The 13,030-nt window shown below is 47.0% G+C and carries 12 protein-coding genes; all 12 read left to right on the top strand.

The features are described from left to right. Window positions 1-114: 114 nt before the first annotated feature. The 12 genes from MY7_RS14890 (at window position 115) to MY7_RS14835 (ending at window position 12,990) form a co-directional block, all read left to right on the top strand. Entirely contained in the window at window positions 115-1,884 is a 1,770-nt protein-coding gene (locus MY7_RS14890) for an ABC transporter ATP-binding protein (RefSeq protein ID WP_029325810.1), read from the top strand. A gap of 201 nt (window positions 1,885-2,085) precedes the next feature. Continuing rightward, window positions 2,086-2,763, top strand: a complete 678-nt coding sequence (locus tag MY7_RS14885; RefSeq protein ID WP_029325811.1) for a response regulator transcription factor — start codon at window positions 2,086-2,088, stop codon at window positions 2,761-2,763. Beyond that, complete coding sequence (locus tag MY7_RS14880; RefSeq protein ID WP_007614006.1) at window positions 2,760-3,821, top strand: sensor histidine kinase; 1,062 nt, start codon at window positions 2,760-2,762, stop codon at window positions 3,819-3,821. The genes MY7_RS14885 and MY7_RS14880 overlap by 4 nt, the downstream gene beginning before the upstream one ends. Before the next feature lie 115 nt (window positions 3,822-3,936). Beyond that, window positions 3,937-5,391 carry a tetratricopeptide repeat protein gene (locus tag MY7_RS14875; protein ID WP_029325812.1) on the top strand — a complete coding sequence of 485 codons (1,455 nt, stop codon included), beginning with the start codon at window positions 3,937-3,939 and terminating at the stop codon, window positions 5,389-5,391. A gap of 396 nt (window positions 5,392-5,787) precedes the next feature. Continuing rightward, complete coding sequence (locus MY7_RS14870) at window positions 5,788-7,200, top strand: C40 family peptidase (protein ID WP_029325813.1); 1,413 nt, start codon at window positions 5,788-5,790, stop codon at window positions 7,198-7,200. A gap of 206 nt (window positions 7,201-7,406) precedes the next feature. Next, window positions 7,407-8,357: a thioredoxin-disulfide reductase gene (gene trxB / locus MY7_RS14865; RefSeq protein WP_029325814.1), complete on the top strand. Its 951-nt coding sequence runs from the start codon at window positions 7,407-7,409 to the stop codon at window positions 8,355-8,357. 273 nt (window positions 8,358-8,630) lie between these two features. Next, window positions 8,631-9,098 carry an 8-oxo-dGTP diphosphatase gene (locus MY7_RS14860; protein WP_029325815.1) on the top strand — a complete coding sequence of 156 codons (468 nt, stop codon included), beginning with the start codon at window positions 8,631-8,633 and terminating at the stop codon, window positions 9,096-9,098. A gap of 25 nt (window positions 9,099-9,123) precedes the next feature. After that, window positions 9,124-10,011 carry an RNase adapter RapZ gene (gene rapZ, locus MY7_RS14855; protein WP_007613998.1) on the top strand — a complete coding sequence of 296 codons (888 nt, stop codon included), beginning with the start codon at window positions 9,124-9,126 and terminating at the stop codon, window positions 10,009-10,011. After that, on the top strand, window positions 10,008-10,961 hold the full coding sequence (locus MY7_RS14850; protein WP_007407422.1) for a gluconeogenesis factor YvcK family protein: 954 nt from the start codon (window positions 10,008-10,010) through the stop codon (window positions 10,959-10,961). The genes rapZ and MY7_RS14850 overlap by 4 nt, the downstream gene beginning before the upstream one ends. Window positions 10,962-10,987: 26 nt before the next feature. Next, window positions 10,988-11,938: a DNA-binding protein WhiA gene (gene whiA / locus MY7_RS14845; protein ID WP_007407421.1), complete on the top strand. Its 951-nt coding sequence runs from the start codon at window positions 10,988-10,990 to the stop codon at window positions 11,936-11,938. A gap of 23 nt (window positions 11,939-11,961) precedes the next feature. Then, the gene (locus MY7_RS14840; RefSeq protein ID WP_003151495.1) at window positions 11,962-12,219 is read left to right on the top strand and encodes an HPr family phosphocarrier protein; all 258 of its coding nucleotides are present in this window, start codon (window positions 11,962-11,964) and stop codon (window positions 12,217-12,219) included. A gap of 24 nt (window positions 12,220-12,243) precedes the next feature. After that, on the top strand, window positions 12,244-12,990 hold the full coding sequence (locus tag MY7_RS14835) for an arylamine N-acetyltransferase family protein (protein WP_007613997.1): 747 nt from the start codon (window positions 12,244-12,246) through the stop codon (window positions 12,988-12,990). The last annotated feature ends 40 nt before the right edge of the window (window positions 12,991-13,030 follow it).

The raw sequence follows: 13,030 nt of genomic DNA, 5'->3' as shown, positions 1-13,030 counted from the left end.
TGATAATATTGACTAATAGAGTTTATTTTGGTTTTTATCAAAAATATACGTTTTGTTCATATTCCGTTCATGCACATCCGTTATAGTATAAACAGTGATATAGGAGGAAAACATATGCCGAATAAACAACCAAAACCTAAAGGGAAATTCAGCTCGTTCTTTTCATTAGTCAAAAAAACAAAACCATCATACGGTATGCTGGCCTTCGCGCTGTCTCTCAGTATTGTGACAACGCTCGTCAGCCTGCTGATTCCGCTGTTGACAAAGCAGCTCGTTGACGGCTTTTCCATGTCGTCGCTGTCAGGCGTGCAAATCGGAATCATTGCAGCCGTGTTTATCGTACAGGCCGCATTAAGCGCCTACGCCACCTACGCCCTGAACTACAGCGGCCAGAAAATCATCTCGGGACTGCGTGATTTGTTGTGGCAGAAATTAATTAAACTGCCCGTCTCTTATTTTGACAAAAACGCCACAGGAGAAACGATCAGCCGTGTCACCAATGACACAATGGTGGTAAAAGAGCTGATCACAAACAATATCAGCGGATTTATTACCGGAATCATTTCCGTTATCGGGTCACTGACGATCTTATTTTTCATGAACTGGAAGCTCACATTGCTCGTGCTGATCGTCGTGCCGCTGGCTGCGGTGATTTTAGTGCCGATCGGGCGGAAAATGTTTAAAATTTCTCGGGAAACACAGGATGAAACGGCGAAATTCACCGGGTTATTAAACCACATCCTCCCGGAAATCAGGCTTGTAAAAGCGTCAAACGCTGAAGAAGCGGAATACGGACGCGGAAAAGCAGGCATCATGGCGCTCTTTAAACTCGGGCTGCGTGAAGCGAAGGTGCAGTCGCTCGTAGGCCCGCTTATTACACTTGTATTAATGGCGGCGCTGGTCGCTGTCATCGGGTACGGCGGGATGCAAGTGTCGTCCGGTGAATTGACAGCCGGCGCACTCGTTGCCTTTATCCTGTATTTGTTTCAGATCATTATGCCGATGGGCCAGATCACTTCATTTTTTACACAGCTTCAAAAATCCGTCGGCGCAACGGAACGGATGATTCATATTCTTGCAGAAAAAGAAGAAGATATCCAAACCGGAAAAGCCATTGAAAACGCGGATCAGCCGATTAAGCTCGAACAAGTCTCATTCGGCTACAAAACAGATCAAACCATCTTAAAAGACATTACGGCTACGATTGAGGCCGGCAAAGTCACCGCGATCGTCGGACCGAGCGGCGGCGGAAAAACAACGTTATTTAAGCTGCTTGAACGATTCTACAATCCGACTGCGGGCAGCATCCTGCTCGGAAATGAACCGATTGATGCATATTCCCTTGAATCATGGCGGGAGCATATCGGCTACGTGTCGCAAGAAAGCCCGTTAATGTCAGGCACCATCCGCGACAATATCTGCTACGGATTAAAACGCGAGGTGACTGATGAGGAACTGAGGCAAGCGGCCGACATGGCCTACGCTCTGCAATTTATTGAAGACTTACCGAAGAAATTTGAAACCGAGGTCGGTGAGCGGGGAATTATGCTCTCAGGCGGACAGCGCCAGCGCATCGCTATTGCCAGAGCGCTCCTTCGCAACCCGAGCATTCTGATGCTTGATGAAGCGACATCAAGTCTGGACAGCCAATCTGAAAAATGGGTGCAGCAGGCGCTGGAAGTTCTAATGAAAGGCCGCACCACGATTGTGATCGCCCACCGTTTATCCACGGTTGTGGATGCAGATCAGCTTCTCTTTGTCGAACAGGGTGAAATCACCGGACGGGGCACACACCATGAATTAATGGCATCCCATTCGCTGTACCGCGATTTTGCGGAGCAGCAGCTGAAACTGAATGCCGACTTAGAAAACAAAGCTGTGTAAAGCAAGACTTTATGAATAAAAAGCAGCTGAAAAAGCTGCTTTTTATTTTGCAGCCGGAGTCCTGTTCATACGGGTGTACGGTCGGTAACGATGAAGAGCCAAGCCATAAGCGTGTATGCCGGTACAGGAGACAATGAAAAAATTCGGTTTATAGACATCATGTCGATTCATGAAAAGAAAAAAGCAGAAGGAGGGATTTTCATGGCTGTCATATTGGTTGCGGATGATGACCGCCATATCCGTGAGCTAGTCCGCCTCATGATGGAGCAGAGCGGCTTTGACGTCGCAGAAGCGGCAGACGGGGAAGCGGCGGTGCGGCTGGTCGAATCAGCTCCTATAGATCTCATCATACTGGATGTGATGATGCCGAAAATGGACGGGTTTGAAGTCAGTGAAGCCGTCCGCAGCTTTACGGATATTCCGATTTTGATGCTGACGGCAAAAGGCGAAACGCTGGACAAAGTGCAAGGCTTTACTTCCGGAGCGGATGATTATCTCGTCAAACCGTTTGAGCCGCTTGAGCTGGAAGCAAGGGTCAAAGCATTGCTGAAACGGTACCGGATCACCGCTGAAAAACTGCTGACCATCGGAACGGTCACATTAGATAAGCAATCCCGCACCGTAACGCGCGGCGGCGGAGCGGGATTGACACTGCCCCGGCGTGAATTTGAGCTTTTATTTAAGCTCGCCGGTTATCCGAATAAGACGTTTTCAAGAGAACAATTAATAGAAGATATTTGGGGCTTTGATTATGAAGGTGACGAGCGGACCGTTGATGTGCATATTAAAAGGCTGAGAGAACGGTTTCCGGAAAAAGACTATCCGTTTGCCATCCATACGGTGCGGGGGCTCGGGTATCGGTTTGTGGTGACAGGATGAAACGGATCTTCAGAACGGCTGGAAAAATCATCATCCTTCTCACCGTCACCGCATTCTTATGGCTGGCGGCTCACCTGATCGTTCAGGGATTCGGTCTCATATGGCCGATTTTGCTTGTGCCGTACGCCGAGCAGATTCTGACGCTTTGGCTTGTTTTCGGCCTGCTGTTTGTAACGATGTTTATTTTTTCAAAGTCAGCACGTGAAAGACATCATGCGATCTGGGATTCGCTGACCGCCACGATCAAGCAAATGTCGAGCGGCAACTTCACAGCGGCCGCTTCCCGGAAAATGGAGAAGATTGAGCGGAACCACCCCGTGACGAAATTAGCTGATGAACTGTCGACACTCGCCGCGGAACTGAGTGAAATGGAAAAGCTGAAACAAGAATTTATTTCGAACGTTTCCCATGAAATCCAAACCCCGCTCACTTCATTAAAGGGCTACGCGCATCTTCTGAAAAAACCGGATTTATCATATGAGGAGCGGGGGCGCTACTTACACATCATCGAAACAGAAACAGAACGATTATCAAAAATCAGTGAAAATCTGCTGAAGCTCACTGCGCTCGAACGCCAAACCGAACCGATACAAAAAAAACCGTTCCGCATTGACAAACAGCTGCGGCGCACCATATTGACCTGTGAGCCTGAGTGGTCAGCCAAACAGATTGAGTTTCTCATTGATTTACAGGAGTCGTATGTGTACGGAGATGAAGCGCTGCTCAGCCAAGTATGGATGAATCTGATTCACAATGCCGTAAAATTTACCGGTGAAGGCGGCCGCATTTCCGTTAAAATTGCAGATCTGCCGGGAGCGGCGGCTGTCGAAATCGCCGACGACGGAATCGGAATGGAGCCTGAACAGGCGGAGCGTGTATTTGAACGGTTTTATAAAGCGGATAAGGCGAGAAACGAAGGAGGAAGCGGGCTCGGCCTGTCCATCGCCCAAAAAATCGCAGAGCTGCACGGCGGTTCGATAGAGGTTGAGAGCAAGCGCGGCGAAGGAACCCTTTTCCGTGTCATTCTTCCAGCCGAGCCTCGTGAAAAAAACAGCTAAAATCTGGTCGAACCAGCCAGTAAAAAACGAAGCCGATCCTGTCTTTTGAACTATTGAGGTGAAACCGTTTTATGGTATACTACTGACGGTAATACGTATAAAACGGAGGATATTTGTGGGAAAACACACTTCTGAACAGAAAAAGCACGCGCAAATTGTCCAGCTGCTTCAGGATGGACAATATTTTTTTCATAAAGGCTTAAAAGCATATAAAGAGCGGAATTTAAAGCGGGCCAGCAAACTGATTCAGCGGGCCGTCCACCTCGAGCCGAATGATTCCGAAATGCTGTCCCGGCTGGCCGTCATTTATTCTGAAATGGGCCACTACCAGCAGTCAAATGAGCTGTTCGACTTTATTTTGGTGAACCTGAAAGAAGAAATGCCCGAGTGTCATTATTTTAAAGCGAATAATTTCGCGCATTTGGGACTCTTTCAGGAAGCATACAAAGAAGCGGCGGCTTATTCAGATGCCGATCCGGACGGGGAATTCAGCGAAGAGATTGAAAATCTGATGGAGCTTTTGGATTTCGGTGAAGCTGGTGAAGACGAATCGCTCTATGACCAGGATGAGCTGCTGATCAGGCAGGACCGGGCAAAAACGCTTCTTGAGAGCGGCCAGCTTCATGAAGCGGTTGTCATGCTTGAAGAGATTACGGCCGATTACCCCGAGCTTTGGTCTGCATACAACAACCTGGCGCTCGCCTACTTTTACTCAGGCAATGTCACAAAAGCGAAACAAACGGTATTCGAAGTGCTTGAGAAAAATGAAGGCAATCTCCATGCCATGTGCAACCTCCTTGTATTCTGCTATTACGAGAGGGAAGATGAAAAAGTCGGAGAATTGAGCGGAAAACTCGCCAACGTGTATCCGATTTTATTCGAACAGCGCTATAAGCTGGGAGCGACGCTAGCGCTTGTCGGCAGACATGATCTCGGTTATAAATGGCTCCGTTCTCTTTACAAAAGCGGGTTCGAAGGCGACGACACGTTTTATTACTGGCTTGCCGCCTCAGCCTACGGGACAGGCCGCACAGAATTTGCGGAAACCATTTGGAAAAAGGCCGAAGCCGAATTTCCCGAATCAGACCGGCCCGCGCCTTGGGCGGAGCGGCAGGAACCGCTGCCTGCTTCACTTGAACAGCGGCTTGCCGCCTATTATATCAGCAGCGCTGAAGGAGAGCGGGACCAGCTTGAAAAAGTTCTGACGGCAAAACGCGCCGTTTCACCGTTTGAACAAGATTTCGTCAGGCTGCTGCTTTCCGGTGAAAAAGGCGCTTCAGGCGTCTCCGGTGATGCGGTGTTCACGTATCGGACGGTCAAGCTTCTGGAGAAAGCGGAAGCCGACAGTTTAAAAACTGACGTCATGAGCTGCTGGGTTTTTCACGTCATTCAGCACATCCGCGCCGCCGCTGCCGTACAGAATGAGCGGGCATGGGCCGCAGCCATCGCATATGTATGGAAAGAAGCAAACGGCGAAAAAACGACGAAAAAAGAAACGGCCGCCGTTTACGGTATAACGCCGGCAACCCTTTCGAAATACATCAGACAAATAGACGATATATTAGAATAAAACCGATTCTTTCTATATAAAGAGTCGGTTCTTTTTTTATCAGAAAGGGGCAAAACAGAACTTTACCGCCGAAAAAAGAGGTATTCATACGTCTTTTTTTGCTTTTCGAATCGAAATCAGGCCGTAATCACCGTTTATTTTGCAAAATATGAGATTTGCAATCACATTGAAATATAACTGTAATAAAAATTGTCGAAACATGATGGTATAATGAGTCTCGTACATAAGAGATTAGTTTATTTTACATGTGCTGTATAATCTATACCAATTTAAAAGATTTAAAGATTCATACATAAAAATCATCAGCCTCACGGATTTGTGAGGGAGCGTAACTTTGATGTTCATAATAGAATTCCAAATGAGAACAGGTTTAAAGTAAAAGGGAGGAAAGAAAAAGTGAAAAAGAGTTTATTAACACTTGGTTTGGCTTCCGTCATCGGGACAAGCAGTTTTTTGATCCCGTTTACAAAAACTGCATCGGCGGAAACATTAGACAACAAAAAAGCAAAAATTGAAAGCAAGCAATCTGAGGTGGCTTCAAGCCTTGAAGCAAAAGAAAGAGAATTGTCTAAGCTTCAGGACAAGCAGGCTAAGATTGAAAAAGAACTGAAAGACATTAACGCTAAAGCGTTGGATACAAGCAATAAAATCGAAGATAAAAAAGCTGAAAACGAAAAAACGAAAAAGCAGATCGCTGATTTGAAAAAAGAAATCAAAGAAACAGAAGCGCGTATTGAAAAACGCAATGAAATCCTGAAAAAACGCGTTCGTTCTTTACAGGAAAACGGCGGTTCTCAGGGATACATAGATGTTCTTTTAGGGGCGACAAGCTTCGGAGACTTCATTTCCCGTGCGACTGCGGTATCTTCTATCGTTGATGCGGATAAAGAGCTGATCAAACAGCAGGAGCAGGATAAAGCGAAACTCGAAGACGCAGAAGCTGAACTTAACGTGAAGCTGAAAAAAGTTCAAGATGATCTTGCGAAACTCGAGTCTATGCAAAAAGACCTGAACAAACAGCTTGATCAGAAAGACAAGCTTTTCGACGAAGCGAAAAACGGTCAGAAAAAAGCGGCTTCCGCTATCTCTGATCTGAAAAAAGAAGCATCAAAGCTTGCAAACGAAAAAGCTGACACTGAAAAAGAACAGAAGCGGATTAAAGCTGAGCAGGCTGCAGCGGCTGCCCTGATCAAAAAACAGGAAGAAGCACAAAAAGCTTCTGAAGACCAAAACCAAAAAGATGACAGCCAGCCGGCACCGGCGGTAAAAACTGTGAAAAAAGCGGCAGTTTCAACATCATCTGATTCATCTGACAGCTCAAGTAAACCGAAGAGCACTTCAGGCGGATCATCTCATAACAGCGGCGGTTCAGATGATTCTGACGGCGGATCTGTTATTTCAAATTCAGGCGGTATTGAAGGCGCCATCAGCGTAGGATCAAGCCTTGTGGGTCAATCCCCTTACAAATTCGGCGGCGGACGCACTCAATCTGATATTAACAACCGTATTTTTGACTGCTCTTCATTCGTACGCTGGGCTTATGCTAACGCAGGCGTTAACCTCGGACCTGCAAGCGGCACAAACACAGATACATTAATCGGAAGAGGTAAAGCAGTAAGCGCGTCTGACATGAAACGCGGAGACTTAGTATTCTTCAATACGTATAAAACAAACGGCCACGTCGGCATCTACTTAGGTAACGGAACGTTCCTGAACGATAATACATCACACGGTGTATCCATTGATTCTATGAGCAACCCTTACTGGAAGAAAGCATTCAACGGCAATGTAAGACGTGTCGTGCAATAATGAATAAGACAAGGGCCTTCTATCCCGGAAGGCTCTTTCTTTATTTGTATACCCGCTCAGGAGCCGCCTAATCATGGTTTCTCAGAAAAATGAGCAAAAAAATAGCGAATTGCCCTCAGATTTAATAGGATATGGGTAAGGAATACGATTGATGGGGATTCTTAGTCATATAGGGTGCGCCCCATTTCGAAAAGGAGTGAATCATGGTGTCAGAAGAAAAAATTTATGATGTGATCATTATCGGCGCGGGTCCGGCGGGGATGACCGCTGCTGTTTACACATCACGAGCGAACTTATCCACATTAATGATCGAAAGAGGAATTCCGGGCGGCCAGATGGCCAACACGGAGGATGTTGAAAACTATCCGGGTTTTGAAAGCATTCTCGGCCCTGAACTTTCTAATAAAATGTTTGAACATGCGAAAAAATTCGGTGCGGAATATGCGTACGGCGATATTAAAGAAATCGTTGACGGCAAAGAATATAAAACGATCAAAGCCGGTTCAAAAGAATATAAAGCGCGCGCCATCGTCATTTCTGCCGGAGCGGAATACAAAAAGATCGGCGTTCCCGGCGAAAAAGAACTGGGCGGCCGCGGCGTATCGTACTGCGCGGTTTGTGACGGCGCGTTCTTTAAAAATAAAGAGCTTGTCGTTGTCGGCGGCGGAGACTCCGCCGTTGAGGAAGGGGTCTATCTGACACGCTTCGCTTCAAAAGTCACCATCGTTCACAGACGTGACAAATTGCGTGCGCAAAGCATTCTTCAGGCGCGTGCCTTTGACAATGAGAAAATTGACTTCAAATGGAACAAAACCGTAAAAGAAATCCATGAGGAAAACGGAAAAGTCGGCAGACTTACTCTTGTGGATACCGTGACGGGAGAAGAGGAAGAATTCAAAGCTGACGGCGTCTTTATTTATATCGGTATGCTTCCGCTTTCTAAACCGTTCGAAAACTTGGGCATCACAAATGAAGAAGGCTACATTGAAACAAATGCCCAAATGGAGACAAAAGTCCCAGGCATTTTCGCCGCGGGAGACATCCGTGAAAAAACGCTCCGCCAGATCGTAACGGCGACAGGCGACGGAAGTATTGCGGCTCAAAGCGTTCAGCATTATGTGGAAGAGCTTGAGGAAACGCTCAAAACCGTTAAATAATCACTGTAATGTTCAGTTTTTGAATCGTTACTGTGTTTTAATTACGCTGTAACACGGGTGAAATACTGATGTTTTAAGATGAATGTAGTAATTGACCCCCTTTTTAATGAATACACTTTGGCACGGATTCCAGTATCCGTGCCCTTTTTTTGCGATTTTTTGTTTTCTGTCAAATAAAAGAAAAGGATGTCGGTGTCTCTGCATTGTGAGAGACATGCCGAAACGGTATAATGAAGAGACGATGATTTGTTGAGAAGGTTAGGTGACGTACTTGTGCAAAGAGTGACAAATTGTGTGTTGCAGACAGATGATCAGGTTCTCCTTCTCCAAAAGCCGAGACGGGGCTGGTGGGTCGCGCCCGGCGGGAAGATGGAAAGCGGCGAGTCCGTCAGAGATTCCGTCATCAGAGAGTACAGAGAAGAGACGGGCATTTATATACTAAATCCGCAGTTAAAAGGCGTATTTACCTTTATTATTAAGGAACAGGAACAAATCGTGTCAGAGTGGATGATGTTTACTTTCGTCGCCGACTCCTACACGGGGCGGAATGTCGCTGAATCAGAGGAAGGCGTTCTGAAGTGGCATGACGTAAAAGATATCCACAGCCTTCCGATGGCCCCCGGAGACGGGCATATCCTTGATTTTATGATCAAGGGCCAAGGGCTTTTGCACGGCACCTTTACGTATACGCCGGACTTCGAGCTGCTCAGCTATCGTTTAGATCCGCAGTTTATTAAATAAAAGAAAGACCGCAGGGGGGAGAAAGATGAGTATGAATGAAAACCATGATATTCAGCTCGTCATCATTACGGGAATGTCTGGAGCGGGGAAAACCGTCGCCATTCAAAGCTTTGAGGATCTCGGCTATTTTTGCGTCGACAATCTGCCGCCTTCCTTGCTGCCGAAATTTTTGGAGCTGATGAAAGAATCAAGTTCAAAAATGAGCAAGGTCGCGCTTGTCATGGATCTGCGGGGACGTGAATTTTTTGACAGGCTGATTGAGGCGCTGGATGAAATGGCGGAAAATCCGTGGATTACACCGCGCATTCTCTTTTTAGACGCTAAGGATTCCATCCTTGTGACGAGATACAAAGAAACGAGGCGTTCTCACCCGCTGGCCGCTACCGGGCTTCCTCTCGAAGGAATCGCGCTGGAACGCCAGCTGCTTGAAGAATTGAAAGGGCGCTCTCAGCTGATCTATGACACATCGGATATGAAACCGCGTGATCTGCGTGAAAAAATCGTGGCGCATTTCGCCACGAACCAAGGTGAAACATTTACAGTGAACGTAATGTCATTCGGGTTCAAATACGGGCTTCCGATAGATGCCGACCTCGTGTTTGATGTAAGGTTTCTGCCGAATCCGTTCTACATTGAAAGCATGAGGCCGCTTACGGGGAAAGATGAGGAAGTGTCGTCCTATGTGATGAAGTGGAACGAAACACAAAAGTTTATTGAAAAGCTTGTTGATCTGCTCGGCTTTATGCTTCCGTCTTATAAGCGGGAAGGTAAAAGCCAGCTTGTCATCGCGATCGGCTGTACGGGCGGCCAGCACCGCTCCGTCACGCTCGCTGAGTATTTGGCTGACTATTTTAAAAAAGATTACTATACTCATGTCACTCACCGGGACATTGAAAAGAGAAGCCGGAAATGAATAAGAAGCCGAAAATCGCAATCTTCGGCGGCGGAACGGGTCTGTCCGTGCTGCTTCGGGGGTTAAAGCATAAGCCCGTTGATATTACGGCGATTGTGACAGTTGCTGATGACGGCGGAAGTTCAGGCCGTCTGCGGGATGAACTTCAAATTCCGCCGCCGGGTGACATTCGTAACGTACTGGCCGCTTTGTCAGATGTTGAGCCGCTCGTTGAAAATCTGTTTCAGCACCGTTTCAACAAAGGAAGCGACTTAACCGGACATTCGCTCGGCAATTTGATTTTGGCAGCGATGACAAATATAACCGGTGATTTCTTTCACGCTGTCACCGAAATGAGCAAGGTGCTGAATGTCCGCGGCAGAGTGCTGCCGGCTGCCAACACCAGTGTCGTTCTTCACGCTGAAATGGAGGACGGGCAGGTCGTCTCCGGAGAATCGACAATCCCTTCTTACGGCCAGCGGATTAAACGGGTGTTTCTTACGCCTGAAAAAATTGATCCGCTCCCGGAAACGATTGACGTCATCCGTCAGGCCGATTTAATCATTATCGGTCCGGGAAGCCTGTACACAAGCATTCTTCCGAATCTGCTCGTACCGAAAATCGGAGAGGAAGTCGTCAAGGCTGCGGCCAAAAAAGTATATATATGCAACGTTATGACACAGCCTGGAGAGACGCTGCAATACAGCGCGGCCGACCATGTCAAGGCGCTGAACGATCATATGGAGCAGCCGTTTATCGACACGATCTTAATCAACAATGAGGAGATCCCTGACGAAATCAAAAGCAAATATGCGAAAGAGCTGGCCCGGCCCGTCGACTTCAATGTTGAAAAGCTGAAATCCATGGGGCTTGAGGTCATCAGGGATCAGATTATCACGTATAAAAATGGCGTAATCCGTCACGATACACATAAAGTGGCTTCTCTTCTTGTCGACTTATTAAGGGACTAGAGGCCTTTTGAAATGAGGTGGCTAATATGTCATTTGCATCGGAAACAAAAAAAGAACTGACGAATCTGGAAGTGAAGGACTGCTGCGCCAAGGCGGAGCTGTCCGCGCTGATTCGGATGAACGGTTCCCTGTCATTTTCAAACCGCCATCTCGTGCTTGACGTTCAAACCGAAAATGCGGCGATTGCCCGCCGCATTTATACATTGCTGAAGAAACAATATGATGTATCGGTCGAACTGTTAGTCAGAAAAAAAATGCGGCTGAAAAAAAACAATGTTTATATTGTGCGATTTTCTGAAAATGCAAAGCTGATTTTAGAGGAATTGAAAATCCTCGGAGAGAACTTTGTATTTGAACGGAATATTTCTGAGGAACTGGTGGCGAAACGCTGCTGCAAACGTTCTTATATGAGAGGGGCGTTTTTGGCGGGGGGATCTGTGAATAATCCCGAAACCTCGTCGTACCACTTGGAAATCTTCTCGCTTTATAAGGAACATAACGATTCATTATGCGCGCTGCTGAATGAATTTCATCTGAACAGCAAAACGCTTGAACGGAAAAAAGGCTATATTACGTATTTAAAAGAGGCGGAAAAAATTACTGAATTTCTGAATGTCATCGGCGCTCACAATTCACTGCTGCGTTTTGAAGATGTGCGGATTGTCAGAGATATGAGAAACTCAGTGAACCGCCTCGTCAATTGTGAAACAGCAAACTTAAACAAAACCATCGGGGCGTCGCTCAGACAGGTGGAAAATATTAAATACATTGATGAACGGATCGGTCTTGAAGCGCTGCCGGAAAAGCTTCGCGAAATTGCGCAGCTGCGGATTGATTATCAGGAGGTCACGCTGAAAGAACTGGGGGAAATGGTTGCAAGCGGGAAAATCAGCAAATCCGGCATCAATCACAGGCTGAGAAAGCTCGATGAAATCGCAGAACAGCTGCGTACAGGACAAAGCATCACTTTGAAATAACCGTACAGAAAAGGGGAGATCTTATGGTTCAGGGGAAAGTGGAAGTGCGTTTAAAGACGGGATTGCAGGCGCGCCCCGCTGCATTGTTTGTACAGGAGGCAAATCGTTTTGCATCCGATGTGTTTCTTGAGAAAAACGGCAAGAAAGTAAATGCCAAAAGCATTATGGGATTAATGAGTCTGGCGGTCAGCACGGGGACGGAAGTCACTCTGATCGCTGAAGGCGACGATGAAAAGGAAGCGCTGGAAAAGTTGTCCGCTTATGTGCAGGAAGAAGTGTAAACACTTTGTAAGGGGGACGGAACGATGAATGAGTTTCTGAAAGATTGTTATCAAACGATAGGCTGGGAAAAGGATTCCCTCGATTTCAGCAACCTGCCGGAGTTTTTAAAGGCGCTCGCGTATCGGTTTCCGTTTGAAAATCGCGCGGTTTTGTCCAAAAAAGAATATGACGTCACGAAAGAAGGACTGTGGCGGCACATGGTGAAGGAACCTCATGGCGGCCTTTGTTATGACTTGAACGGACTGCTTTATTTCATCCTGAAAGATGCCGGATTTGATGTCAAATTGATCCGCGGAACGGTCTGGAAAAACGGCTGGGCGCTGCCCGGCACACATGCGGCCGTACTTCTTTCCGCCGGGGAAAATGAGTACATCGCTGATGCAGGCTTCGGCCTCAATCTCGCCATGCAGCCTGTGCCGATGTCGGGAGACGAGACGGTATCAGCGGCCGGAGCGTTCCGCGTGAAGATAGAAGAGACGGAATTCGGAACATACCTGCTTGAAATGAACAAAGGGGACGGCTGGCAGACAGGTTACGCATTTTCGCTTGAAGAAATCGATGAAAAGGACCTCAAGTCTATGAAACAAACAATCTTTGAACATGAACGCTCTCCTTTCAACAAACGCCTGCTTGCTTCTAAGCGGACACCGGAAGGGCACATGGTTCTGTCTGAACGCAATATAACAATAAAAAAACACGATGGCACGGCGGAAAACAGCAGAATAGACCGGTCAGAGTTTGAAGAAAAATTTACTGCTCATTTTATATGAAGCTCGCAGGTTCTCTGCAAAAAAAACGGCCTCCGCAGGG

Source organism: Bacillus sp. 5B6 (genome assembly GCF_000259405.1).
GTDB classification, from domain to species: domain Bacteria; phylum Bacillota; class Bacilli; order Bacillales; family Bacillaceae; genus Bacillus; species Bacillus velezensis.
Note: the sequence above shows the minus strand (reverse complement) of the source record. Positions and strands in the feature narration are given on the sequence as shown.

Excerpts from the sequence above, each read along its gene's own strand:
- MY7_RS14850 (WP_007407422.1), top strand. The coding sequence starts at position 10,008 with ATGAATAAGAAGCCGAAAATCGCAATCTTCGGCGGCGGAACGGGTCTG.
- rapZ (WP_007613998.1), top strand. The coding sequence starts at position 9,124 with ATGAGTATGAATGAAAACCATGATATTCAGCTCGTCATCATTACGGGA.
- MY7_RS14880 (WP_007614006.1), top strand. The coding sequence starts at position 2,760 with ATGAAACGGATCTTCAGAACGGCTGGAAAAATCATCATCCTTCTCACC.
- MY7_RS14885 (WP_029325811.1), top strand. The coding sequence starts at position 2,086 with ATGGCTGTCATATTGGTTGCGGATGATGACCGCCATATCCGTGAGCTA.
- MY7_RS14840 (WP_003151495.1), top strand. The coding sequence starts at position 11,962 with ATGGTTCAGGGGAAAGTGGAAGTGCGTTTAAAGACGGGATTGCAGGCG.
- MY7_RS14835 (WP_007613997.1), top strand. The coding sequence starts at position 12,244 with ATGAATGAGTTTCTGAAAGATTGTTATCAAACGATAGGCTGGGAAAAG.
- MY7_RS14890 (WP_029325810.1), top strand. The coding sequence starts at position 115 with ATGCCGAATAAACAACCAAAACCTAAAGGGAAATTCAGCTCGTTCTTT.
- whiA (WP_007407421.1), top strand. The coding sequence starts at position 10,988 with ATGTCATTTGCATCGGAAACAAAAAAAGAACTGACGAATCTGGAAGTG.